Source organism: Streptomyces sp. NPDC000134 (assembly GCF_042899225.1).
Taxonomy (GTDB): domain Bacteria; phylum Actinomycetota; class Actinomycetes; order Streptomycetales; family Streptomycetaceae; genus Streptomyces.
Map to the genome: position 1 here is coordinate 69,957 of NZ_JBIAZN010000027.1, position 24,137 is coordinate 94,093.

A 24,137-nucleotide genomic window follows, 5' to 3' on the forward strand; every position below is an offset into this window, starting at 1 on the left:
TTCCGCTCAGCCGTGGTGCAGCTCGAACCAGACCACCTTGCCGGTGCTCAGCCGGGTCGCGCCCCAGCGCCGGGCCAGCCGGTTCACCAGATACAGCCCGCGCCCGCCCTCGTCGGTGGCGCGGGCCTGCCGCAGGCGCGGCAACTGCGGGACGTCGTCGCCGACCTCGCAGCGCAGGACGTCGGTACGCAGCAGCCGCAGCGTCACCGGACGGGACGCGTACCGCACCGCGTTGGTGACGACCTCGCTGACCAGCAGCTCGACGGAGTCGGTCAGCTCCTCCAGGCCCCAGCGGGCCAGCGCGTGCCGGGCCAGCCGCCGGGCCTTGCCGGGAGCGGCGTCCTCCGGGTCCAGGAACCAGTACGCCACGTCACTGGGCGCGATCCCGTCGAAGCGGGCGGCCAGCAGCGCGATGTCGTCGTCCCGGTCGCCCGGCCCGAGCATGTCCAGCACCTCGTCGCAGAGGGCCTCCAGCGGCGGCGGATGGTCGGGCCCGGTGAGCTGGGCGGTCGCGGCGAGCTTCTCCCGCAACTGCTCTATGCCGGTCCACACGTCCCGCAGCCGGGACTCGACCAGGCCGTCGGTGTAGAGCAGCAGGGTCGCGCCCGCCGGGGCGTCCAGCTCCACCGCCTCGAAGTCCACGCCGCCCACCCCGATCGGGGCGCCCGGCGGCACCCGCAGGACCTCCGCCCGGCCGCCCAGGTGCAGCAGGACGGGCGGCGGATGGCCGGCGTTGGCGATGGTGATGCGGTGCGAGACCGGGTCGTACACCGCGTACAGGCAGGTCGCCATGCGGTCGGTGCCCAGCCGCTGCGCCTGCTCGTCGAGGTGGTGCAGCACCTCCTGGGGCGGCAGGTCCAGGCCGGCCAGGGTCTGCGCGGTGGTCCGGAGCTGGCCCATGATCGCCGCCGAGGTCATGGAGTGCCCCATCACGTCGCCGACGACCAGGGCGACCCGGCTGCCGGGCAGCGGGATCGCGTCGTACCAGTCGCCGCCGACCCGGGCCGTCTCGGCGGCCGGGAGATAGCGCGAGGCCAGCCGGACGCCGGTGCACCGCGGCAGGTTCTCCGGGAGCATCGTGCGCTGCAACTCGTCGGCGATGTACGCCTCGCGGCCGTACAGCACCGCCTTGTCGATGCCGAGCGCGCTGTGCGTGGCCAACTGGGCCGCCACCAGCAGATCGTCGGCCTCGAAGGCGATCCGCTCGGGGCGGCGCAGGAACAGCGCGGCCCCGATCACCCGGCGCCGCCCCCGCAGCGGGGCCAGGATCGACCGCTGCCCGTCGGGCAGGGCGAAGTCGGCGCTGTCGCCGAGCAGCTCGGGCAGCGCGGCGCGGGCGGCCGGGGTGTCCGTGAACACCGGCCGCACCCCGCGCAGCACCTCGGCCAGCGCGCTGCCCGGCCGCACCTCGCACAGCTCGGCACCGACCGAGTCCAGCTCGGTCGGCTCGGGCTGCACGGCCGGCATGAACCCGCCCTCGGTGTCCCGCTCCGCCGGTATCCGGTCGGTCCGCCGCAGCCGCAGCACCAGCGGACCGGTCGGCCGCTCGTCGCCGACCGGCAGCGGCTCGCGCAGATAGACCAGGATGGCGTCCGCGAACGTGGGCACGGTGGCCCGGCACAGCCCCATCACGATCTCGTCGAGGTCCATGCCCCGGGCGATCCGCCGGGTCGCCGCCCCGACGAACCGCAGCCGGTCCCCGTCCCGCCGCATCGGCGTGGGCCGGCCGGGCGGCAGGCCCTGTCCGCTGCGGCGCTCCGGCACCACCGGCTGCTCGGCGGCGCCGGCCGCCGCCGGACCGGGCGCGGGCCGGGGCCGGTGCGTGCCGGGCTCGGCGGCGTGTCCGGCGCCCAACTGGGCGTGCTCGGAGACGCCGGCCGGGTCCTGGCCCGCGGCGGCGGGCGGCGTCGGGGTCTCCCCGGCACGGCCCTGCGCCGGTAAGGCGGCACCGGTCGGGGTAGGCAAGGGCGCCCCGCGGGGGTCCGCGGGGTCGACGCCCGGCTGGGGGCGTTCGAAGGAGGTCGGGTGCTCCGTCACGCGTGTCGAATCCATCCGTCCGCGACTGCGCGCCGCGCGTGCAGTTCGTCCCGCAGAAGTCCCGATACCCGGAACAGGTGCCCCGGGAACGGAATCTCCGCGTGGTCAGAGGCTGTGCCTGTGCCGCCGGCGGGCCGGTCGCGGCCCGTAACGGCTTTGCCCTCGTACCCCTCGCTCACGTCCAGCCGCCCCTCGGTGACGATCGGTCAAGCTCAGCGCGTGCTCCGCCCGTTGCCGCCGCGCGCCCTTGCGGAGGACGATCCTACGTTTCTCGCCCGGGGGCACAGCAAGAGTCTCACGACGACACCCGCGCGGGCGTGCGATCCCAGTCCGTCGGGAGTGACGGTACCGGCCAGGACGGGTCCGGGCGCCAGTTCTGCCAGCCCTCGGAGAACGGCGGTCCCCAGGCGCGGACCGCCTCCACCGCGGCCCGCCCGGCCCGCCGCACCCGCCCGGCCAGCGCCGGGCTCATCAGCCCGTCCCGCTGGGCCTGCGCGAACTCGTCCTCGTCCCGCCACTGCCAGCTCCGGTCGGGCAGCACGGACAGGTCCAGGAAGTGGTCCTCGGAGTCGACGCCGCCCGCCCAGCGGGCCAGCGGTTCCTCCAGGTTGACGTACCAGTTCTTGAACCGCCAGCCCGGCTCCCAGAACAGCCACACCGACCACGGCTCGCCCGGCCGGGCCAGCTTCAGCACCCCGGTGCCGAACCAGTGGCCGCGCCGCACGGTACGCGGCTTGGTGTACCGCGACTCCAGCGGCTCCTGGTGGACGGGCGTGCCGTCGGCGAGCACCGGCAGCACGCACTCGGTGCCGGGCGCCAGCCACACCGCGAGCAGGTCGGCGTCGTCGCGGACGACGGTGACCGGCCGCGCGATGTGTATGCGCGCACCGCCGTTCTCCCGGTACCGCCACAGGATGTGGCTGCCGGGCGCCCAGAAGTTGGCCGGGGGGCCCGCTCGTTCCACCGCGCTCACCGCTTCGCCGTCTGCCATGGACAGATATTAGGTGTCCCCGGCACCCGCCGCTGCGGCACCCGTCAAGGACGGGTCATCCGCAGCACGTCCAGGGCCTCGTCGAGCTGCCGCTCCGTCAGATCGCCGCGCTCGACGTACCCGCTCTCCAGGACCACCTCGCGGATCGTCTTCCGCTCGGCGAGGGACTTCTTGGCGACCTTGGCGGCCTCCTCGTACCCGATGTACTTGTTGAGCGGGGTGACCACCGACGGGGACGACTCGGCGTACTCCCGGGCCCGCTCGCGGTCGGCGACGATGCCGTCGACGGTGCGGTCGGCGAGCAGCTCGGTGACGTTGGCGAGCAGCCGGATCGACTCCAGCACGTTCTTGGCGATGACCGGCAGCATCACGTTCAGCTCGAAGTTGCCGGCGGCGCCCGCGGTGGCCACGGTCGCGTCATTGCCGACGACCTGGGCGGCGACCATCAGCACCGCCTCCGGAATGACCGGGTTCACCTTGCCCGGCATGATCGACGACCCCGGCTGGAGGTCGGGCAGGGCGATCTCCGCGAGGCCGGTGCGGGGGCCGGAGGACATCCACCGCAGATCGTTGGCGATCTTCGTCAGGCCGACCGCGATGGTCCGCAACTGCCCGCTGGTCTCCACGATGCCGTCCCGGGCGCCCTGCGCCTCGAAGTGGTCGCGGGCCTCGGTGAGCGGCAGCCCGGTCGCGCGGGCCACCTCCTCGATGACGGCGGCGGAGAACCCGGGCGGGGTGTTGATCCCGGTGCCCACGGCGGTGCCGCCCAGCGGCAGCTCGGCGAGCCGGGGCAGCGAGGCGTCCAGCCGCTCGATGCCGTACCGCACCTGGGCCGCGTACCCGCCGAACTCCTGGCCCAGCGTCACGGGCGTGGCGTCCATCAGGTGCGTCCGCCCGGACTTCACCACGTCCGCGAACTCCTCGGACTTGCGGGCGAGGGCGGTGGCGAGGCGGTCCAGGGCGGGGACCAGGTCACGGCTGACGGCGGCGGTGGCGGCGATGTGGATCGAGGAGGGGAAGACGTCGTTGGACGACTGCGAGGCGTTCACATGGTCGTTGGGGTGCACCGGCCGGCCGAGCCGCTCGGTGGCCAGGGTGGCGATCACCTCGTTGGCGTTCATGTTCGACGAGGTCCCCGACCCGGTCTGGAACACGTCGACCGGGAAGTGCGCGTCCCACTTCCCCTCCGCGACCTCGCCGGCCGCCTCCTGGATCGCCCGCGCGATGTCCTGGTCGAGCACTCCCAGGCGCGCGTTGACCTTCGCCGCGGCCCCCTTGATCCGGGCCAGCGCCTCGATGTGCGCGCGCTCGATCCGCTGTCCGGACACGGGGAAGTTCTCGACGGCCCGCTGCGTCTGCGCCCGCCACTTGGCGTCGACGGGGACCCTGACCTCGCCCATGGAGTCGTGCTCGATGCGGTATTCGCTCATACCGGGTACAGCGAACGACGGCGGCCCGTTGTTCCTGGGCGAGGCCCGTCCGGGTGATCAGCCCAGCCCGGGGCCGCGCACCGGGATCGTGGTGAAGGTCGGCTGAGCGGGTTCCTGCGAAGTGAAGAAGTCGTTGCCCTTGTCGTCGACGACGATGAACGCCGGGAAGTCCTCGACCTCGATCTTCCAGACCGCCTCCATGCCGAGTTCCTCGTACTCGACGACCTCGACCTTCTTGATGCAGTCCTGGGCGAGCCGGGCGGCCGGGCCGCCGATGGAGCCGAGGTAGAAGCCGCCGTGCGCGGCGCACGCGTCGGTGACCTGCTTGCTGCGGTTGCCCTTGGCGAGCATCACCTTGGAGCCGCCCGCCGCCTGGAACTGCTCGACGTAGGAGTCCATCCGCCCGGCCGTCGTCGGCCCGAAGGAACCCGACGCGTAGCCCTCGGGCGTCTTCGCCGGCCCCGCGTAGTACACCGGGTGGTCCTTCAGGTACTGCGGCATCTCCTCGCCCGCGTCGAGCCGCTCCTTGATCTTGGCGTGCGCGATGTCGCGCGCCACGACCAGCGGGCCGGTCAGCGACAGCCGGGTCTTCACCGGGTACTTGGCCAGCTCGGCGAGGATCGCGTCCATCGGCTGGTTGAGGTCGATCCGGACGACGTCGCCGTCCGACTCCAGGTGCTCGTCCGTGGTGTCGGGCAGGAAGCGGGCCGGGTCCGTCTCCAACCGCTCCAGGAAGACGCCCTCGGCGGTGATCTTCGCGACGGCCTGCCGGTCGGCCGAGCAGGACACGGCGATCGCCACCGGGCAGGACGCGCCGTGCCGGGGCAGCCGCACCACGCGCACGTCGTGGCAGAAGTACTTGCCGCCGAACTGCGCGCCGATGCCGATCTTCTGCGTCAGCTCGAAGACCTTCTCCTCCAGTTCCTTGTCCCGGAACCCGTGCCCGAGCGGCGAGCCCTCGGCCGGAATCTCGTCCAGGTAGTGCGCGGAGGCGTACTTCGCGGTCTTCAGCGCGTACTCCGCCGACGTACCACCGACGACGATCGCCAGGTGGTACGGCGGGCAGGCGGCCGTGCCCAGCGAACGGATCTTCTCCTCCAGGAACTTCATCATGGAGGACTCGTTCAGGACGGCCTTGGTCTCCTGGTACAGGAACGACTTGTTGGCCGAGCCGCCGCCCTTGGCCATGAACAGGAACTTGTACGCGCCGCCGTCGGTGGCGTACAGCTCGATCTGCGCCGGGAGGTTGGAGCCGGTGTTCTTCTCCTCCCACATGGTGAGCGGGGCCATCTGCGAGTACCGCAGGTTGAGCTTGGTGTAGGCGTCGTAGATGCCGCGGCTGAGCGCCTCCTCGTCGCCGCCCGCCGTCAGCACGTTCTGCCCGCGCTTGCCCATGACGATCGCCGTGCCGGTGTCCTGGCACATGGGCAGCACGCCGGCCGCCGCGATGTTGGCGTTCTTCAGCAGGTCCAGCGCCACGAACTTGTCGTTGGCCGACGCCTCGGGGTCGTCGATGATCCGCCGGAGCTGCGCCAGGTGCGCGGGGCGCAGGTAGTGCTGGATGTCGTGGACGGCCTCCTCGGCCAGCTTGCGCAGCGCCTCCGGCTCCACCTTGAGGAAGGTCCGCCCGTCGGCCTCGAAGGTGGAGACACCCTCGGAGGTCACCAGCCGGTAGGGGGTGGTGTCCTCTCCCATGGGGAGCAGATCGGTGTACGCGAACTCAGGCATCTCGCCCATTCCTCACTCGACAGACGGCCGCTGGCCTCCATTGGCAGCGCCCACCAGCGTAGAACCTGCCGGTGAGGGGGAGCTTGTGAGGTAGGGCTCAGTTCGTGGCCCACGCCCTCTGGTCGCGATCTATCGCGTTTGGGTACGCTGCTGCCGTGGACCTTCACCAGCACGCCCAGCAGGACGCGCCCGCCCCCGTCACCGAGCTGCGCGCCTCGGACGCCGACCGCGACCGCGTCGCCGACATGCTGCGCGAGGCACTCGCCGAGGGGCGGCTGACCGCCGAGGAGCACGCCGAGCGCGTGGAGGGCGTGCTGGCCGCCAAGACCGTCGGCGAACTGGACGTGTTCGTCCGTGACCTGCCCGCCGGCCACCGGCCCCGGGCGCCGTACACCGCGCCGCACCGCCCCCCGGCCGGCGCGATACCCGCGGGCGCCGACGACAACGTGGTCGCGGTGTTCAGCAGCGCCGTCCGTAAGGGCCGCTGGCGCGCGGGCCGCCGTATCCACGCCTACGCGGTCTTCGGCAGCGTCGAGATCGATCTCAGCGAGGCGATCTTCGAGTACGAGCAGGTGGTCGTCAAGGCGGTCTCCGTCTTCGGCAGCGTCGAGGTCCGGGTCCCGGAGAACGTGACGCTGCGCGGCACCGGCGGCGGGGTGCTCGGCTCCTTCGAGGTGGACACCTCCGACTCGGCCGACGCCGGGGCGCCCGTCGTCTATGTGGACGGGTGGGCGGTCCTGGGCAGCGTCGAGGCGCGGCCCAAGCGGGGCAAGCTGGTCGCGGACATCCTCGACCGGGTCCAGCGCAAGGTCGACCGGAGTTTGCGCAAGCACCCGTGACCGTTGACGAATGTGAACGTGAATCGGGGGAATCGGGACGCAGTGCATAGGCGCGCGTACAGCGGGTAGGGCTTGCTGCATCGTCTCTCGCTCGCGAAGCCGTCGTCAGGAGTAGACCGTGCTGCAACCGCCGCGTTCGTCCCTGCAGGTAGCCGCCGTCCCGGCCCAGCGGGTACCGGCGCGAGACAGGGACCAAGACGCCCCCTGGCACACCGAGGCGGTGTGCCGGCGTGACGAGGCCGGCCTGTTCTTCGCACCCTCCAAAGAACCCACCGCGGCCCGGCTCTCCCGGGAAGAGGCGGCGAAGCGGGTCTGCGCACGCTGTCCGGTCATGGTCGAGTGCCGCGAGCACGCTTTGCTCCAGCCCGAGCCCTACGGCGTCTGGGGCGGCCTCACCGCCGCCGAGCGCCGCGTGGTGCTGGCCCGCCGGCGCCGGCGCGACCTGGAGCTGAAGAAGACGGCCCGCGCGGCGACGGACCGCATAGCGGCGGCCGGTTAGCGGCAAGCAGCGAAAGAGGCACCCCCTCCGCACCGGGGGTGCCCTTTCTCATGCCCGGCGGGGACGGCGGGCCAGGGGCGCGGGGCCGTGACACGCGGGGCTCCGGCGCATGGGCGCGAGCGACCGCCCCGGACCCGCACCCGCCGGGCGGCGGCGCCCTCCGGGCCGGAAGCCGCCCCGCCCGGCCGGCGGAGTCACTTCGCCCGGTCGAAGTCGATCGCGCTGTACGCCCGCAGCTTGCTCAGCCGGTGCTCGGAGTCGATCCGCCGGACCGTGCCCGACTTGGACCGCATCACGATCGAGTCCGTGGTGGCCGTCTCCGACCGGTACCGGACCCCGCGCAGCAGCTCCCCGTCGGTGATGCCGGTCGCCACGAAGAACACGTTCTCCCCGGTGACCAGGTCCTCCGTGGTCAGCACCCGGTCCAGGTCGTGCCCCGCGTCCAGCGCCCGCTGCCGCTCGGCGTCGTCCTTGGGCCACAGCTTGCCCTGGATGGTGCCGCCCAGGCACTTGACCGCGCAGGCCGAGATGATGCCCTCGGGGGTGCCGCCGATGCCCAGCAGCAGGTCGACGCCGGTGCCCTCGCGCAGGGCGAGGATGGAGCCGGCCACGTCGCCGTCCGAGATCAGCTTGATGCGGGCGCCGGTTCCCCGGACCTCCTCGATCAGCCCCTGGTGCCGGGGGCGGTCCAGGATGACGACGGTGACGTCCTCGGGCGTGGCCCGCTTGGCCTTGGCGACCCGGCGGATGTTCACCGACACCGGGGCGTTGATGTCGACGAAGTCGGCGGCCTCGGGCCCGGTGACCAGCTTGTCCATGTAGAAGACGGCCGACGGGTCGAACATCGAGCCCCGCTCGGCCGCGGCCAGCACCGCGATCGCGTTGGTCATGCCCTTGGCGGTCAGCGTGGTCCCGTCGATCGGGTCGACCGCGATGTCGACCTCGGCGCCGGTCCCGTCGCCCACGCGCTCCCCGTTGAAGAGCATCGGGGCCTCGTCCTTCTCCCCCTCGCCGATGACGACCACGCCGTTCATCGACACGGTCTGGACGAGGGTCCGCATGGCACGGACGGCGGCGCCGTCGGCGCCGTTCTTGTCGCCCCGCCCGACCCAGCGGCCGGCGGCCATCGCCGCGGCCTCGGTCACGCGGACCAGTTCCATGGCGAGGTTGCGGTCGGGAGCCTCGGCGGGGACGTCCAGCTCGGACGGCAGATGATGATGCTCGGTCATCGGAGCGCACCTTTCTGATACGACGACGGCCGGATGAGGGTGTACCGCCGACTCTATCGTCACACTGGCCGGATGAGCAGGGGACCCCACGGATGAGCGCTGCGGGGACCTGCGACGATGGAGGGCGTGGCAGGTACGCAAGGCAAGCAGAAGACAGCCCGGAACATGATCTATTCCCTGGGTGTCACCATCGTCGCGGGACTGGTCATGTGGGCCTTCGTTCCGCACGACGACGGGGAGCCGGAGCTCCAGCGGGTCGACTACCGGGTCGAGCTGCTGACCGCCCGCCGCGCCGCCCCGTACCCGGTGGCCGCGCCCGAGGGGCTGACCGAGGACTGGAAGCCGACCTCGGTGCGCTACCAGGGCGCCGACTCCGACACCTGGCACCTGGGCTTCCACACCGCCGACGGCGACTACGTGCAGGTGCGGCAGTCGACCGGGAAGCCGGCCGCGTTCATCGAGGAGGCCAGCCAGGGCGCGAAGGCCACCGGGGCGACCGAGCGGCTCGGCGGCCGGACCTGGACCCGGTACGAGGGCGGCCGGTACGACGCCCTGGTGCTGACGGACACCGACGGGGTGAAGGGCGCGACCACCGTCGTCTCCGGCACCGCGTCCTTCGCGCGACTGGAGAAGATGGCGGCGGCGCTCAAGATGGCCTGACCGCCTTCGACGACGCGAAGAGGCCCCCCGCCGGAGGGCCTCTTCGCGTCGTCGTGCCGCCGTGGCTCAGACGGTGGTGACGACGTCCTCGTACGTCAGGCGCGGGGAGCGCGGGAACCAGGCGTCGGGGCCCGGCCTGCCGATGTTGACGATCATCAGCGGGGTGTGGTCCTCGTCGAGGAACTCCTTGCGGACGCCCTCGAAGTCGAACCCGGTCATCGGCCCGGCGGCCAGCCCCGCGGCGCGCACGCCGATGAGGAAGTACCCGGCCTGGAGGGTGGCGTTCATCGCGGCGGCGTTCTCGCGGACCGCGCGCTCGCTGAAGAAGGCGTCCTTGGCCGCCGGGAAGTGCGGGAAGAGCCGCGGCAGTTCCTCGTGGAACTCGTTGTCCGCGGAGAGGATCGCGACCAGTGGGGCGGCGGCGGTCTTGGGCCGGTTGCCCTCGGCCATGTGCCGCACCAGGCGCTCGCGGGCCTCGGGGGAGCGGACCAGCGTGACGCGCAGCGGGGACTGGTTGAAGGCGGTCGGGCCGTACTTGACCAGGTCGTAGACCGCCTGCACCTGTTCGTCGGTCACCGGCTCGTCGGTGAAGGTGTTGGCGGTCCGGGCCTCGCGGAAGAGCAGGTCCTGGGCGGCGGGGTCAAGAACGAGAGACATGCGTGATCTCTCTCGAAACGTGCGTCGGAAGGTCCGCGCGGTGCGCGGAGATCCGTTGACGTCCCCGACCGTACGGCAAAGAAGTTCAAGGTTCAACAAAATGCGGGGTGCGTGATCCACTTCACGCCCCCGCCGGAGTGAAGCAAGGTCCTCCCGACCCCCGCGCCCCGCGTGTCGGAAGGGCCGCGGGCCGGATCAGCGGCTCTATATGACGGTGTGTCCGACCTCGTGAACGCCCGCCGCTCCCGGCCGGCGGCCCGCGCCCTGGGCGAACGGCTGGACGCCCTGGACACCGACGTCCGCCGGGGCGTCGTGAGCCTGCTCACCCTCATCGCGCTGCTGCCCCTGCTGTTCCTCCTGGCCCGCCGCACCGTCCGCCTCCCGCACGGCTTCGACCTGCCCGCGCTCTACGGCCTGACCGTCCTGACCGCCACCATCTGCCTGCTCCACCTCGCCTACAGCCGCTACGACGACCCCGCCGTACGGCTGCTGCGCCGGCGCCCGCGCGACCTCGCCGCCTTCCCGCCGCTGCCCGCCCGGCCCCGGGTGAGCTTCCTGCTCGCCGTGCGCAACGAACGCGCCCACATCGAGACCTGCGTGCGCTCCATGGCCGCCGCCGACCACCCGGACGTACAGCTCGTCGTGGTCGACGACGCCTCCGACGACGGCACCGCCGAGATCCTCGCGCGGCTCGCCGGCGAACTGCCGATCACCCTGGTCCGCCTGGAGCGCAACCTCGGCAAGAAGGCCGCCCTGGTGCGGGCCTGCCGACTGGCCGACGGGGACGTGCTGGTGTTCACCGACTCCGACTGCGTCATCGCCCCGGACGCCGTCGGCGCCTGCGTCGACGCCATGGTCCGCCACCCCGAGCTGGGCGCGGTCAGCGGCCACTGCCGGGCGCTCAACGCGGACTCCGGGCTGCTCGCCCGCGTCCAGGACGTGTGGTACGAGGGCCAGTTCCGGATCACCAAGGCAGCCGAGGCCGCGTTCGGGTCGGTGTGCTGCGTGTCCGGGCCGCTCGCCGCGTTCCGCCGCGAGGCGATCTGGAACTACCTGCCCGCCTGGGCCGGGGACCGCTTCCTCGGCGCCCCCTTCCGCTTCGCCACCGACCGCCAGCTCACCGGGTACGTCCTGGGCCAGAAATGGCTCGGCCGGGCCCTCAAACGCCGGCACGCCGACTCGCCCTTCGTCCGCGAGCACGACTACCCCGAGCTGCGGTGGGAGGTCGGCTACAGCCGGGCCGCCCGGGTCTGGACGCGGGTGCCGTCCCGGCCCGGCTCCTTCCTGCGCCAGCAGATCCGCTGGAAGAAGAGCTTCGTGCGGAACCTGTTCTTCACCGGCCGCTTCATGTGGCGCCGGGGCCCGGCCGCCGCCGCGCTCTACTACGCCCACGCCCTGTGGGTGCTCGCCGCCCCCGTCCTGGTCGCCCGCCACCTGGTGTGGGCCCCGCTGCACCTGGCCGGGCCGCTCACCCTGCTCTACCTGGGCGGGGTCGCCCTCAAGGGCTGCGTCTGGGGCCTCGCCTACCGGCTCGACCACCCCGCCGACCGGGCCTGGCGCTGCCGCCCCCTGATGAGTTTGCTGTCCTGCTGCGTACTGGCCTGGCTGCTGCCGTACGCCGTACTCACCCTGCGCCGCGACGTCTGGTCGAGGAGCACGACGTGAACGCCGCAGCGGAGGAGCGGGATGCGGGGGGCGGGAAGCGGGATGCGGCGGGCGGGGAACGGCGCGGGAGTGCCGTCGCCGGGAGCGGGGAGTGCCGTACCGGAACGCCGGGACCGAGGAGTGCCGCATGAGAACGCCGCTGCGCGGGCTGGCCCGCGCGCTCGCCGTCACGGCCACCGCCGCCGCGATCGCGCTGCTCTACCTGTTCGTCGTCACCCGGGGGCACGCGCTGTGAGGGCGCGGTCCGCGGCGCGGCTCACCGGGTGGTGGCGCGCGGCCCGGCGCCTGAGGGGGCGGCGGGCGACCGGGGCCACGGCCGACCGGTCCGGGGCCGGGCCCCGGCGCCGGTCGGCGCTGCGCGGGGCCCTGGGGCTGCTCTCCGTCGCCGTCGTCGCGCTGCCCTTCACGCTCGTCTGGCGGTACGAAGCCCTGCACCACGCCGTCGCCGACCAGGTACCCGCCCCGGCGGCGGGCGCCGGGCCGGTCCCGCGCGCCGCCGCTCCGGCCGCCGCGCCGCCGGTCGTCCTCGCCTACCACGACGTCGGCGACGAGCGGCACGGCCGGTTCACCGTCTCCCCGGAGCGCCTCGACACCCATCTGCGCGCTCTGCGCGAGGCCGGCTACCGCACCCTGTCGACGCGGGAGTTCACCACGTACCTGCGCACCGGCCGGGCGCCCGCGCCGCGCAGCGTCTACCTCACCTTCGACGACGGCACCCACGGCCTGTGGGTACACGCCGACCCGATCCTGCGGCGGCACGGGATGAAGGCGGCGGCCTTCCTGATCACCGGCCGGGTCGGCACCCACCGCCCCTACTACCTGACCTGGCCGGAGATCGGGCGGATGGCCGGCTCCGGCCGCTGGGACTTCCAGACGCACACCGACGACGGCCACGAACGCGTCCCCGTGGACGCCTCCGGGCACCGGGCGTCGGTGTTCGGCAACCGGGTCTGGCTGGCGGCCGAGGGGCGCCGGGAGACCGCGCGGGAGTACCGGCGCCGGATCGCCGCCGACCTGGACCGGTCGGTCCGCGCGGTCACCGCGCACGGGCTGCCCCGGCCGGAACTGTTCGCCCACCCGTACTCGGAGGCGGCGGCCGGCCCGGACGCCCGGGTGCTCGACGCGGTGCTGCGGGAACGGTTCACCGCCGCCCTCACCAACAGCGCGCGCCGCCCGCTGCCCCCCGGCCCGCGCGCCGCCGCGGCCGGACAGGTGCAGCGCACGGCGGTCACCCGGGGCACGACCGCTGCCGCCCTGCTGCGGAGCATCGCCCGCGAGGCGCCGGTCGCGCCCGGTGACGCGGGCCGGCCGCTGGAACGGGCGGGCGACTGGGAGTTCCCCGACGGCATGGCCGGGACCGGCGTCGGCGCCCTCACCGGGAAGGGCCCCTACCCGCCGGGCCACCGCTACGTCTGGGCCGGGCACCGGCCGGTCGCCACCGCCGACTGGACCTCCTACCGGCTGCGCGCCGCCGTGGACGGGCTGCGCGGGCCCGGCACCGGCGCGGGCGTCACCGTACGGGCCGGCAGCGAACACCCCGTGAAGCTGACCGTCGGCCGCGGCGCGGCCCGGCTCACCGGGCAGGGGCGGGTCCGAAGCTGCCGGCTCGACCCCGCCGCCGGGCACGCCCTCGCGGTCACCGTCACCCCCGCGCAGGTCCGGGTCTCCGTCGACGGCCGGCCCTGCGCGCTGCTGCGGGCGCCCCGGCGCGACGAGGCGGAGGGCGCGGGCGGCTTCGCCCTCGACGTACGCGACGACGACCGGACCGGGCGCTGGCCCGCCTTCACCGCGCTCACGGTCGAGTGACCCGGATCACAGGCGCGCGGCGATCAGTTCGCGCGGGTCCGCCGGTCATGAACGGTGACAGCACGCCCCGCACCCGATGGGACCGACCACCATGACCAGCAGCGCAGTGAAGGGCCCCGCCAGCTACTTCCCCTCCATCGAGAAGAAGTACGGCCGCCCGACAGCGGAGTGGAAGGACCTGATCCGCTCCGCTCCGCTCACCCGGCACGGCGAACTCGTCACCTGGCTCAAGACCGAGCACGGCCTGGGCCACGGCCACGCCAACGCGCTCGTCGCCCACACGCTCGCCGAGAAGTGAGCGCGGCTACGGGGCCTGCTCCGCGTCGTCCCCGGCCTGCCCGGCGAGGGCGGCGTCCAGGCGGGCACGGGCGCCGTCCAGCCGCTGCCGGCACACCTTCGCCAGTTCCTCGCCCCGCTCCCACAGGGCGAGGGACTCCTCCAGCGTCGTGCCGCCCGCCTCCAGCTTCCGTACGACCTCGATCAGCTCGTCCCGGGCCTGCTCGTAACCGAGCGCCTCGGCACGCGCCGCCGTCTGCTCCACCTCGCTGGTCATTCCCTCACCCTATGCGTCGACCGACACGGAGAAATCGCCCTCGGCGACCCGGGCGCGCAGCGCCTCGCCCGGCGTGACCTCGGCGGGGTCCCGGACGGCGTGGCCGTCGGCCCGCTGGAGCACCGCGTAGCCCCGCTTCAGGGTCGCGGCGGGGGAGAGGGCCACCACGCGGGCGTGCGTGTGCGTCAGCTCCGAGTCGGCCCGGTCCAGGTGGTGCCGGAGGGTCCGCCGGCTCCGGTCGAGCAGCGCGGCCACCTGCTCGGCCCGCTCCCCGACCATCCGGTGCGGGTCCTCTATCGAGGGGCGGGCCAGCGCGTGGGCCAGCCCCCGCTCCTCCCGCTCCACGAAAGCCTCCACGCACCGCCGCGCCCGGTCCCGCAGCAGCCGCACCCGCTCGTACTCCTCGCCGACGTCCGGGACGACCTTCTTCGCCGCGTCGGTCGGCGTGGACGCCCGCAGGTCGGCCACGTGGTCGAGGAGGGGGTTGTCGGGCTCGTGGCCGATCGCGGACACCACGGGCGTACGGCACTCGGCCACCGTCCGCACCACCTGCTCGTCGGAGAACGGCAGCAGGTCCTCCACGCTGCCGCCGCCGCGCGCCACGACGATCACATCCACCTCGTCCATCGCGTCCAGCTCCTGCACGGCCTGGATGACCTGCGGCACGGCGTGCACGCCCTGCACGGCGACGTTGCGCACCTCGAAGCGGACGGCGGGCCACCGGTGCCGGGCGTTCTCCAGCACGTCCCGCTCGGCCGCCGAGGCGCGCCCGCACACCAGGCCGACCAGGCGCGGCAGGAACGGCAGCGGCTTCTTGCGCTCCGGCGCGAACAGGCCCTCCCGGGCGAGGGCCTTCTTGAGCTGCTCCAGCCTGGCGAGCAGCTCACCGACCCCGACCGGGCGGATCTCGGCGGCGCGCAGCGACAACTGGCCGCGCGGCGCGTACCACTCCGGCTTGGCGTGCACGACGACGCGGGCGCCCTCGCCGACCACGTCGGCCACCGCGTCGAACACCTGCCGGAAGCAGGTGACGCTCACGGAGATGTCGTACGACGGATCGCGCAGCGTCAGGAACACCACGCCGGCGCCGGGCCGCCGGGAGAGCTGCGTGATCTGCCCCTCGACCCACACCGCGCCGAGCCGGTCGATCCAGCCCCCGATCAGCCGGGAGACCTCGCCCACGGGCAGGGCCGCTTCGGGACTCGTGTTCACCGCCATGCCGCGAGCGTAGTCGCCACCACCGACAACGACGCCGGGGGCGGCCGCCCCGGGGACCGGCCCGGACGCCCGGACACCCGGCACGCACGCGTGGGCGTGCCCCGGGGGCCCGCCCGGCCCCGGCACGCACGCATGGGGCCGCCACGGCCTGTCCCGCCCGGCGCCGGCACGCGCGTGCGGGACGACAACGGCCCGGCGCAGCTCGCGGGGCGTGCGCCGCGGGCATCTGCCGGTGCGCCCGGCACGCACCCATGGGCGGCAGAGGTCACCGGGCGACAGGCCCTAGCCCTCGACCCGGTTGCGCTGGGCCACCAGGACGATCAACCCCACCGCCAGCCAGATCAGGCCGACCACCTGGGCCGCGGCCGAAGCCTCCACGATCACGGCGACCGTGATCGCCGCGCCGATCGCGGGGACCAGCAGATGCCGCCACCAGCTCACCGCCCCCTCCCGGCGGCGTACCGCGAACCAGCCCACCACGCTCGCGTGCAGCAGCGTGAACGCCGTCAGGGCGCCGATGTCGACCACCGACACCAGATGGTCCATCCCGTCGTCCCGCCGCGCCGCCCACACCGCCGCGACCAGCGTGATCACCGCCGCGACCAGCAGCGCCACCCGCGGCACGCCCCCGTACGTGCGGGACAGCACCTTCGGGAGCCTCCGTTCCCGGGCCATCGCGAACAGCAGCCGCCCGGCCGCCGCCTGCCCGGCCAGCGCCGCGAACGCCGCCCCGATCGCCTTGCTCACCGCCACCAGGTCGTGCAGCCACGTCCCCACGGACGTGTCCACCGCGTCGTAGAACGCCGACCCCTGCCCCTCCGGCGCCGCCGCCAGCTCCGCCGACGACATCGGCGCCAGCAGGGCCGCCAGATACGTCTGCGCCACGAACAGCACCCCCGCCAGCGCCAGACAGAACAGCAGCGCCCTGGCCACCTTCGCCGACCCCCCGGTGACCTCCTCCGCGAACGCCGCGATCGCGTCGAAGCCCAGGTACGACAGCACCGCCACCGACACCGCCCCGACCACCGCCGACAGCGCGAACGCGCCCTGCGAGCCGTCCCCGGACAGCGGCGACAGCCAGCCCCGCTCGGCCCCGTCCCGCGCCAGCACCACGATCGCCGAGGCCACGAAGACCAGCAGCACCACGATCTCCATGGCCAGCACCGCGAAGCCCACCCGGGCCGCCGCCCGTACCCCCCACAGGTTCAGCAGGGTCGTCACGACCACCGCCAGCGCCGTCCACACCCAGCGCGACACCCCGGGGACCAGCTCGTTCATCGCGATGCCGGAGAACAGATAGGCCACCGCCGGGATCAGGACGTAGTCCAGCATCGCCATCCAGCCCGCGACGAAACCGGCGCCCTTGCCGAGCCCCGCGCGGGCGTAGGCGAACACCGACCCCGCCTGCGGCACCACCCGCACCATCTGCGCGTAACTGAACGCCGTGAACGCCATCGCCACCGTCGCGATCAGATAGACCATCGCCACCGCGCCGTGCGACTTGGCGTCCAGCGTGCCGAAGACGCCGACCGGCGCCATCGGCGCGATGAACAGCAGTCCGTAGACCACCAGGTCCCGGAAGCCGAGCGTGCGCCGCAGTTCCTGCCGTCCGGCGTCCCCGCGGACCGCCGTACCGGTCTCGGACATCCTGCCTCCCAGCCGTACGCGTGCCGATCCCGCCAGTCTCCCCGGCAACCCGCGGCGCACGCGATCTCTGACCCGCCGAACGCGGCCTTACGATGGGTGCCATGACTGCTTCGTCTGGCCGCCGTGTCCTGCTCGCCGTCCCCCGTGGCTACTGCGCGGGTGTGGACCGCGCCGTGATCGCCGTCGAGAAAGCCCTGGAGCAGTACGGGGCCCCGGTCTACGTCCGGCACGAGATCGTCCACAACAAGTACGTCGTGCAGACCCTGGAGAAGAAGGGCGCGATCTTCGTCGAGCGCACCGAGGAGGTCCCGCCGGGGAACATCGTGATGTTCTCCGCGCACGGCGTGGCCCCCGTCGTCCACGAGGAGGCCGAGCGCGGCCGGCTCGCCACCATCGACGCGACCTGCCCCCTGGTCACCAAGGTCCACAAGGAAGCGGTCCGCTTCGCCCAGGAGGACTACGACATCCTCCTGATCGGCCACGAGGGCCACGAGGAGGTCATCGGCACCTCCGGTGAGGCCCCCGACCACATCCAGCTCGTCGACGGCCCCGGCGACGTCGCCAAGGTCGAGGTCCGCGACCCGTCCAAGGTCGTCTGGCTCTCCCAGACCACGCTCTCGGTGGACGAGACCATGGAGACCGTCGACGCGCTCAAGGACAAGTTCCCGCAGCTCGTCTCCCCGCCCAGCGACGACATCTGCTACGCCACGCAGAACCGGCAGCTCGCCGTGAAGCAGATGGGCGCCGAGGCCGACCTGGTGATCGTCGTCGGCTCCCGCAACTCCTCCAACTCCAAGCGGCTGGTCGAGGTCGCCAAGCAGGCCGGCGCCCGCGACGCCTACCTGGTGGACTTCGCCGACGAGATCGACGAGACCTGGCTGGACGGCGTGAGCACGGTCGGCGTCACCTCCGGCGCCTCCGTCCCCGAGGTCCTGGTCGAGCAGGTCCTGGAGTGGCTCTCCCGGCGCGGTTACGCGGACGTGGAGATCGTCAAGGCCGCCGAGGAGTCCATCACCTTCTCGCTCCCCAAGGAGCTGCGCCGGGACCTGCGCGAGGAGGCCGCGTCCCTGGTGGCGGGCCGGGGCGGTTCGGGCACCTCCGAGGCGTGAGGGCCGGCCTGGGGCCGTAACGTGGTGCCATGCAGATCTTCGGTGTGGACATCGGCGGTTCCGGGATCAAGGGCGCCCCGGTAGATCTAGACAGGGGCGACTTGGCGGAGGAGCGCTGCAAGGTACTCACCCCGCATCCGGCGACCCCCGAGAGTGTCGCCGACGGGGTGAAGCAGGTGGTCGAGCACTTCGGCTGGACCGGCCCGGTCGGACTCACCTTCCCCGGTGTGGTCACCGGTGGCGCCACGATCCGTACGGCGGCCAACGTCGACAAGAGCTGGATCGACACCGACGCCCGAGCCCTGTTCAGCGACCGCCTGGGCGGCCTGCCGGTGACCGTCGTCAACGACGCGGACGCGGCCGGTGTCGCCGAGGCCCACTTCGGCGCCGGACGCGGCCGCAAGGGCACGGTCGTCCTGCTCACCTTCGGCACCGGCATCGGCAGCGCCGTCTTCACCGACGGCGTCCTGGTGCCCAACACAGAGCTGGGCCACCTGGAGCTGGACGGGCACGACGCGGAGCGGCGGGCCTCCAGCAAGGTCAAGGAGGACCACGACCTGTCCTGGGAGCACTGGGGCCACCGGGTGCGCAAGTACCTCGCCCATGTCGAGATGCTGTTCTCGCCCGAGCTGTTCATCATCGGCGGCGGCGTCAGCCGCAAGGCGCACAAGTTCCTGCCCTACCTGGAGGGCATCCGCGCGGAGATCGTCCCGGCCGAGTTGCAGAACAACGCGGGCATCGTCGGCGCCGCGATGCGGGCGGCGGAGGGGGAGCGGGCCGGGTAGGGCGTACGGCCGCGGGCGGGCCCGGACGACGGGCCCGCCGGGGTCCCGTCGGGCCCCTCCTCAGGAGCCAGGCCCCCCGGGGGTCTTCGGGCCCTTCGTCAGGAGTCAGGGCCCCGGGGTCCTCGGGCCCTTCGTCAGGAGTCAGGGCCGCCGGGGTCCTCGGGCCCTTCATCAGGAGCCAGGGCCGCCGGGGTCCTCGGGCCCTTCATCAGGAGCCAGGGCCGCCGGGGTCCGGCGCTCACCCCGCCGTACGGCTCCGCGCGGCGATCCGGCCGCGGACCATCCGCACCCGGCGGACCAGCACGATCCCCCCGGCGATCAGGGTCCCCGCGTACAGCCAGCCGGCCTCCATGGCCAGGGCGGTGACATAGCCGCCCAACTGGCCGGAGAATCCGTCGCCGCCGTCGGAGACGAGGGTCAGCCCCAGGGCGAAGGCGAGCGGCACCGCTATCGGGGCGATGAGCAGATCGCCCCGCCGCACCCACACCGAGGTCAGCACGCACACCGGCAGGAACAGCACGCCGTACGCCGTCCGCGACGACCCGAACAGCGCCTGGTCGAGGAAGCCCAGCACGAACATCAGCGCCGCGCAGAACAGGCCGCTGCCCAGCCCGGTCAGCCGGGGGTTGGGCAGCTTCGGCCCGGTCCCCGGCGCCAGGGGCGCGGCGGGGCGCCGCACGCCCGGCCGGCGGGCCGGTGCGCCGCCCCGGGCCTGCGGGGGCAGCGGGGGCCGGCCGCGTCGCGTTCCGTCCTCGGCAGGTCGCGTCCTGTGTTGCTCCACTGGTCCAACTTAGGTCGGTTAATGTGCAGAATCGGGCCTCGGACACGCCGAGGGCCGGAGCCTGGCCAAGCGTTCGACTGCCCGCGTGATCCCCGCCGCACACCCCGTAGACTGGTGGATCGGCCCACCCGCCAGCCCTCATCTCACGTACGGGAAGTCGCAACGTGTCGCTCACGATCGGAATCGTCGGCCTGCCGAATGTCGGCAAGTCGACCCTGTTCAACGCCCTGACCAAGAACGACGTGCTGGCGGCCAACTACCCGTTCGCCACCATCGAGCCCAACGTCGGCGTGGTCGGCGTCCCCGACCCGCGGCTGGCGAAGCTGGCGGAGATCTTCAAGTCGGAGCGCGTCCTGCCGGCCACGGTCGACTTCGTGGACATCGCGGGCATCGTGCGCGGCGCGTCCGAGGGCGAGGGCCTGGGCAACAAGTTCCTGGCGAACATCCGCGAGTCCGACGCGATCTGCCAGGTCATCCGCGCCTTCAAGGACGAGAACGTCGTCCACGTCGACGGCAAGGTCTCGCCCAAGGACGACATCGAGACGATCAACACCGAGCTGATCCTCGCCGACCTCCAGACCATCGAGAAGGTCCTGCCGCGCCTCCAGAAGGAGTCCCGGATCAAGAAGGACATCGCGCCGAAGGTCAAGGCCGTCGAGGAGGCCAAGGAGATCCTGGAGAAGGGCGACACCCTCTTCGCCCACGGCATCGTCCAGGGCGGCGAGCGCGCCGAACTCCTCCACGACCTGCACCTGCTCACCACCAAGCCCTTCCTCTACGTCTTCAACGTGGACGAGGACGAGCTGGTCGACGAGGACTTCAAGAACGAGCAGCGCGCCCTGGTCGCCCCCGCCGAGGCGATCTTCCTCAACGCCAAGCTGGAGGCGGACCTCGCCGAGCTGGACGAGGAGGACGCGATGGAGCTGCTGGAGTCGGTCGGCGCCGAGGAACCCGGCCTGGCCACCCTCGCCCGCGTCGGCTTCAACACCCTCGGCCTCCAGACGTACCTCACGGCCGGCCCCAAGGAATCCCGCGCCTGGACCATCAAGAAGGGCGCCACCGCCCCCGAGGCCGCCGGAGTCATCCACACCGACTTCCAGAAGGGCTTCATCAAGGCCGAGGTCATCTCCTACGACGACCTGATCGAGACGGGCTCGGTGACGGAGGCCCGCGCCAAGGGCAAGGCGCGCATGGAGGGCAAGGACTACGTGATGCAGGACGGGGACGTGGTGGAGTTCAGGTTCAACGTGTAGTGCCTGATTCCTTGATCGGCTAACGCGGCTGGTCAGGGCATGAATCCCCAGGTCAGGGGCCAGATCATCGGGTCTGGCCCCTTCCTGTTTTCTCCTGCGGATTCAGGCTGTTTCCGGGGCGTGTGCTGACTTGGTGCTGACCCTGGCGGCGACTCTCAGAAGCGCTGACTTGGGGCTCCGATGGGAGAGGGGAGGACAGCCGAAGGGATCGACCTCCTGTGAGAACGGGGACTGTCCCACCCTGTATGTGACCGACGAGAGAACCCTGATCGTGCAGGGAGGCGTGCCGACGGGACACGGTCTCGACGTGCCGGAGGGCGAATCCCTGGTGGAAATCCCGATGAACCTCATCCGGAAGGCAATCCGTGATCAGCGCATCTAACGACCTGGCTGCCCGCTTCTCCACCTTCCAGGAGGAGGCGTTCCGGCTGGAGACTCTCGACGACTACAGCAACTCGGGTAACCCTGCCGCCTTCCGTGCCTTCCTCACGGGGGAGACCAAGCCCGCCGACTACAACGCAGACTGGCTGGAGACCGTGCGAAAGGCGACGGAGAGCGGTAAGCGCATGGTGCGCGTCCACGTCCTGTCCCGCCCGCTCACGCCGTACCTCCGCTACGAGCTGAGCTGGGGTTACCAGACGAACATGACGGCGGGTGAGGAGTTCCACATCCTCGACACGACCGACCGCCCGAATCCGCTGGAGGGTGTGCCCGATTTCTGGCTCTTCGACGGCCGCGAGCCTGTGGTGCTCAACTACGACGAGAACGGCGCGTTCACCGGGCCGACGTTCGTCCCGGCACCGGGGGCGTTGCCCACGGGCGAGGAGTCCGAGTACGCGACGTATCGAAGCGTCGCCGTGGCCATGTCGGTGCCCTTCACCGAGTGGTGGGGGAAGCACGGAGCAGCGTGAATCAGGCAGAACTCGGTGCCGCGCTGCGGGCGCTGCGGCAGGCGTCCGGCAAGGAGGCCAAGGTCGTCGCCCGCAGCGCAGTCATGTCGACCGCCAAGCTGTCGAAGATCGAGGACGGCCGTGTCGCCCCGGCGACGGCGGACGTGGAACGTATCCTCACGGCTTTGGACGTGTCCCCGGAGATCAAGGCCGAGTACCTCGCTGTAGCCCGCGCACAGGCCACAGAGGCAACCGCATGGCGCCTCTTTCGGCGGATGGGCTACCACAAGAAGCAGGAGCAGATCAGGGCGTTGGAGTCCTCGATGACGCTCCTGCGCCTCTTCCAGCCGTCCCTGGTTCCCGGTCTGCTCCAGACGCCCGAGTACATCCGGGCAGTGTTGGAGCCGAAGGGCCTCACGGACGAACAGCTCTCCCGTACGGTCTCCGCCCGGATCGAGCGGCAACGCGTCCTGTACGACACCAGCAAAGCCCTGCACTTCGTGGTTACGGAACCCGTCCTGCGCTGGCGTCTCCTTCCGCCCGCGATGATGGCGGGCCAGCTGGACCGCATCGTGTCGGTGTCCCGCCTGCCGAACGTGGACGTGCGCGTGGTCCCCCTCGACGCGCCGCAGCGCTACGTGCCCGGTCACTCCTTCGTCACCCGGGATGACCGTATGGTGACAGTCGAGACGACACACGCCGAGGTGGTCGTCACCGACCCACGGGACGTCTCCCTGTACGTCGAGAAGTTCGACCGCTTCGCCTCCGTGTCCCTTGCCGGGGACGCAATGCGCGACCTAGGTTCTGTCCGGCGGATCATGTGACCCTCTGACTGGTCGCTCGTTGGCCGGTCATGGGTCGGGGGGATCTGACGAATCGCGAGTGGTCGTTGCTGGAACCGCATCTGCCACCTCTGGGTGGCCGGGGCGGCCGGTGGAACGATCACCGCACCGTGGTCAACGGGATCCTGTTCCGGATCCGAACCGGTGTCCCGTGGCGTGATCTGCCGGAACGCTACGGCTCGTGGAAGACCGTCTACGAACGGCATCGCCGATGGTCGGCGGACGGCACCTGGGACCGGATCCTGCATTCGGTCCAGGCCGACGCCGACCTGGCGGGGCAGGTCGACTGGTCGATGGTCGGGGTCGACTCAACGTCCTGCCGAGCCCATCAGCACGCGGCCGGGGCTCGCAAGGCCAAGCCGCGGGTCCCGAAAAAAGGACGACGCCCCGGCACCACCGCCCCGACGAGGGACTCGGACGGTCCCGGGGCGGCCTGACCTGCAAGATCCACCTCGCCAGCGAAGGCGGCTGCCGCCCCATGTCCCTCCTGCTCACGCCGGGACAGTGGGGCGACGCACCGCAGATGATCGAGGTCCTTAACCGGATCCGAGTTCCGCGGCCACTGGGCGGAAGGCCCCGGACCCGGCCGGACCACGTCAGCGGCGACAAGGCATACAGCTCTCGCCGAAACCGCCGCTACCTGCGAAGACGCGACATCCGGCACACGATCCCGGAACCGAAGGACCAGCGGGCCAACCGCCGCCGCAAGGGCAGCGACGGGGGCAGGCCTGCCGGCTTCGACCGCGAACGCTATCGGCGACGCAACGAGGTCGAGCGGACCATCAACCGGCTCAAGAACTCCCGCGCGGTCGCGACGCGTTACGACAAAAGGGCCTACGTCTTCCACGGCACCGTCACCGCCGCAGCGATTCGACTCTGGCTCCGTCAGTGATCCGCCGGACAGAACTTAGTCGAGGGCATCCGGGACACGTTCTTGCGCGAACGGGAAACGCCCTAGCTTCGGCCCCTCGGACCGGCTGACCATGGCCTTCTCGACGAGATGCGGGGAGGCATACGAGATGCACGGAGAACCGTCGACGCTGTCGGAGCCGGTGGCTTCTTCCCTACCGCCGGCACGGCCGGAACCCGTTCCGGGCTGCCAGGACTGCCTCGGCCTCGCGGTACAACGGGCCAACGCCGGGTCGGTCTGGGACTACTCCAAGGTGTCCGACATGAACGTGACCCTGCGCGCACACCTGCGGGACGCGCACGGGGGCGAGTAATGCCCCGCACTGTGCTGCGGTACGTCACGCATCGGATCACCCAGCACCCAGACACCGACGTGACGTTCGAGGCCGAGTGCCTCCGCTGCGACTGGTCGGCGACGCCTTCCGAGGACGGGGCGGCCGTGGACATCGAGTGCATGGGGCACACGGGACGCACCGGCCACGAGGGATTCAGGCGGGTGTGCACATCGTTCGCTCTAGTCTTCTGAGTCAGGAATCCTGCGTAAATAGCTGGCGAGGCGTTCGAGGATCTCGTCCGCGGTTCTGGTCCAGATGTAGGGCTTGGGGTCGG

24 protein-coding genes are annotated in these 24,137 nt (G+C 72.2%); 14 read left to right on the plus strand and 10 right to left on the minus strand.

All coding sequences use genetic code 11. The features are described from left to right. Positions 1-6: 6 nt before the first annotated feature. The 4 genes from ACFY32_RS30850 to ACFY32_RS30865 all read right to left on the minus strand — a co-directional run bounded on the left by ACFY32_RS30850 (position 7) and on the right by ACFY32_RS30865 (position 6,195). Positions 7-2,052, minus strand: a complete 2,046-nt coding sequence (locus ACFY32_RS30850; protein ID WP_390676021.1) for a SpoIIE family protein phosphatase — start codon at positions 2,050-2,052, stop codon at positions 7-9. A 280-nt stretch (positions 2,053-2,332) separates the two neighbouring features. Then, a complete protein-coding gene (locus ACFY32_RS30855; RefSeq protein ID WP_359200034.1) occupies positions 2,333-3,028 on the minus strand; it encodes a DUF402 domain-containing protein in 696 nt (231 codons plus the stop codon). A 44-nt stretch (positions 3,029-3,072) separates the two neighbouring features. Continuing rightward, entirely contained in the window at positions 3,073-4,458 is a 1,386-nt protein-coding gene (locus tag ACFY32_RS30860) for a class II fumarate hydratase (protein ID WP_390676022.1), read from the minus strand. A 57-nt stretch (positions 4,459-4,515) separates the two neighbouring features. Then, the gene (locus ACFY32_RS30865) at positions 4,516-6,195 is read right to left on the minus strand and encodes a fumarate hydratase (protein ID WP_390676023.1); all 1,680 of its coding nucleotides are present in this window, start codon (positions 6,193-6,195) and stop codon (positions 4,516-4,518) included. A 146-nt stretch (positions 6,196-6,341) separates the two neighbouring features. Here ACFY32_RS30865 and ACFY32_RS30870 point away from each other — a divergent pair, with 146 nt between their 5' ends. Together ACFY32_RS30870 and ACFY32_RS30875 are read left to right on the plus strand one after the other, a co-directional pair. Continuing rightward, positions 6,342-7,025: a DUF1707 domain-containing protein gene (locus ACFY32_RS30870; RefSeq protein ID WP_390676024.1), complete on the plus strand. Its 684-nt coding sequence runs from the start codon at positions 6,342-6,344 to the stop codon at positions 7,023-7,025. A gap of 118 nt (positions 7,026-7,143) precedes the next feature. Further along, positions 7,144-7,524: a WhiB family transcriptional regulator gene (locus ACFY32_RS30875; RefSeq protein ID WP_359200042.1), complete on the plus strand. Its 381-nt coding sequence runs from the start codon at positions 7,144-7,146 to the stop codon at positions 7,522-7,524. A gap of 194 nt (positions 7,525-7,718) precedes the next feature. Here the strand turns inward: ACFY32_RS30875 and glpX are convergent, their stop codons facing one another. Beyond that, positions 7,719-8,753, minus strand: a complete 1,035-nt coding sequence (gene glpX / locus ACFY32_RS30880; RefSeq protein WP_390676025.1) for a class II fructose-bisphosphatase — start codon at positions 8,751-8,753, stop codon at positions 7,719-7,721. 126 nt (positions 8,754-8,879) lie between these two features. On the opposite strand from glpX, the gene ACFY32_RS30885 reads away from it, so the two are divergent. Further along, on the plus strand, positions 8,880-9,413 hold the full coding sequence (locus ACFY32_RS30885; RefSeq protein ID WP_359200046.1) for a DUF4245 domain-containing protein: 534 nt from the start codon (positions 8,880-8,882) through the stop codon (positions 9,411-9,413). A gap of 66 nt (positions 9,414-9,479) precedes the next feature. Here ACFY32_RS30885 and ACFY32_RS30890 read toward each other — a convergent pair whose 3' ends face one another. Beyond that, entirely contained in the window at positions 9,480-10,070 is a 591-nt protein-coding gene (locus ACFY32_RS30890) for a malonic semialdehyde reductase (protein ID WP_390676026.1), read from the minus strand. A 216-nt stretch (positions 10,071-10,286) separates the two neighbouring features. Between ACFY32_RS30890 and ACFY32_RS30895 the strand changes: the two genes are divergently transcribed. From ACFY32_RS30895 to ACFY32_RS30905, 3 genes are all read left to right on the plus strand, one after another. Next, positions 10,287-11,735, plus strand: a complete 1,449-nt coding sequence (locus tag ACFY32_RS30895; protein WP_390676027.1) for a glycosyltransferase — start codon at positions 10,287-10,289, stop codon at positions 11,733-11,735. Positions 11,736-11,966: 231 nt separating this feature from the next. After that, positions 11,967-13,541 (plus strand): polysaccharide deacetylase family protein, encoded by a 1,575-nt coding sequence (locus tag ACFY32_RS30900; RefSeq protein ID WP_359200052.1) that lies wholly within the window; start codon positions 11,967-11,969, stop codon positions 13,539-13,541. A 91-nt stretch (positions 13,542-13,632) separates the two neighbouring features. Beyond that, a complete protein-coding gene (locus tag ACFY32_RS30905; RefSeq protein ID WP_390676028.1) occupies positions 13,633-13,839 on the plus strand; it encodes a DUF4287 domain-containing protein in 207 nt (68 codons plus the stop codon). 6 nt (positions 13,840-13,845) lie between these two features. On the opposite strand, the gene ACFY32_RS30910 is transcribed toward ACFY32_RS30905, so the two are convergent. From ACFY32_RS30910 to ACFY32_RS30920, 3 genes are all read right to left on the minus strand, one after another. After that, positions 13,846-14,094, minus strand: coding sequence for an exodeoxyribonuclease VII small subunit (locus tag ACFY32_RS30910; RefSeq protein ID WP_359200057.1), 249 nt, complete (start codon positions 14,092-14,094; stop codon positions 13,846-13,848). A 9-nt stretch (positions 14,095-14,103) separates the two neighbouring features. After that, positions 14,104-15,312, minus strand: a complete 1,209-nt coding sequence (xseA, locus tag ACFY32_RS30915) for an exodeoxyribonuclease VII large subunit (protein ID WP_390676029.1) — start codon at positions 15,310-15,312, stop codon at positions 14,104-14,106. 282 nt (positions 15,313-15,594) lie between these two features. Continuing rightward, a complete protein-coding gene (locus ACFY32_RS30920) occupies positions 15,595-16,959 on the minus strand; it encodes an APC family permease (RefSeq protein WP_359196915.1) in 1,365 nt (454 codons plus the stop codon). A 92-nt stretch (positions 16,960-17,051) separates the two neighbouring features. Here ACFY32_RS30920 and ACFY32_RS30925 point away from each other — a divergent pair, with 92 nt between their 5' ends. Both ACFY32_RS30925 and ppgK read left to right on the plus strand, forming a co-directional pair. Further along, a complete protein-coding gene (locus tag ACFY32_RS30925; RefSeq protein WP_390676030.1) occupies positions 17,052-18,068 on the plus strand; it encodes a 4-hydroxy-3-methylbut-2-enyl diphosphate reductase in 1,017 nt (338 codons plus the stop codon). Positions 18,069-18,097: 29 nt separating this feature from the next. Beyond that, positions 18,098-18,853: a polyphosphate--glucose phosphotransferase gene (ppgK, locus tag ACFY32_RS30930; protein ID WP_390676031.1), complete on the plus strand. Its 756-nt coding sequence runs from the start codon at positions 18,098-18,100 to the stop codon at positions 18,851-18,853. Between the two features lie 238 nt (positions 18,854-19,091). On the opposite strand, the gene ACFY32_RS30935 is transcribed toward ppgK, so the two are convergent. Beyond that, complete coding sequence (locus ACFY32_RS30935) at positions 19,092-19,634, minus strand: DUF6542 domain-containing protein (protein ID WP_359196906.1); 543 nt, start codon at positions 19,632-19,634, stop codon at positions 19,092-19,094. Between the two features lie 164 nt (positions 19,635-19,798). Here ACFY32_RS30935 and ychF point away from each other — a divergent pair, with 164 nt between their 5' ends. The 6 genes from ychF to ACFY32_RS30965 all read left to right on the plus strand — a co-directional run bounded on the left by ychF (position 19,799) and on the right by ACFY32_RS30965 (position 23,842). After that, the gene (ychF, locus tag ACFY32_RS30940) at positions 19,799-20,887 is read left to right on the plus strand and encodes a redox-regulated ATPase YchF (protein ID WP_359196903.1); all 1,089 of its coding nucleotides are present in this window, start codon (positions 19,799-19,801) and stop codon (positions 20,885-20,887) included. Between the two features lie 247 nt (positions 20,888-21,134). Next, complete coding sequence (locus tag ACFY32_RS30945; protein WP_390676032.1) at positions 21,135-21,269, plus strand: hypothetical protein; 135 nt, start codon at positions 21,135-21,137, stop codon at positions 21,267-21,269. Next, positions 21,253-21,798 (plus strand): DUF6879 family protein, encoded by a 546-nt coding sequence (locus tag ACFY32_RS30950; protein ID WP_390676033.1) that lies wholly within the window; start codon positions 21,253-21,255, stop codon positions 21,796-21,798. The genes ACFY32_RS30945 and ACFY32_RS30950 overlap by 17 nt, the downstream gene beginning before the upstream one ends. Then, complete coding sequence (locus ACFY32_RS30955) at positions 21,795-22,601, plus strand: helix-turn-helix domain-containing protein (RefSeq protein WP_390676034.1); 807 nt, start codon at positions 21,795-21,797, stop codon at positions 22,599-22,601. The genes ACFY32_RS30950 and ACFY32_RS30955 overlap by 4 nt, the downstream gene beginning before the upstream one ends. 29 nt (positions 22,602-22,630) lie before the next feature. Continuing rightward, a protein-coding gene (locus ACFY32_RS30960) for an IS5 family transposase (RefSeq protein WP_390676035.1) occupies positions 22,631-23,511 on the plus strand; the annotation gives its coding sequence in 2 pieces (ribosomal slippage) (positions 22,631-22,991 and positions 22,991-23,511; 882 coding nt in all). 160 nt (positions 23,512-23,671) lie between these two features. Beyond that, a complete protein-coding gene (locus ACFY32_RS30965) occupies positions 23,672-23,842 on the plus strand; it encodes a hypothetical protein (protein WP_390676036.1) in 171 nt (56 codons plus the stop codon). Positions 23,843-24,137: the final 295 nt, after the last annotated feature.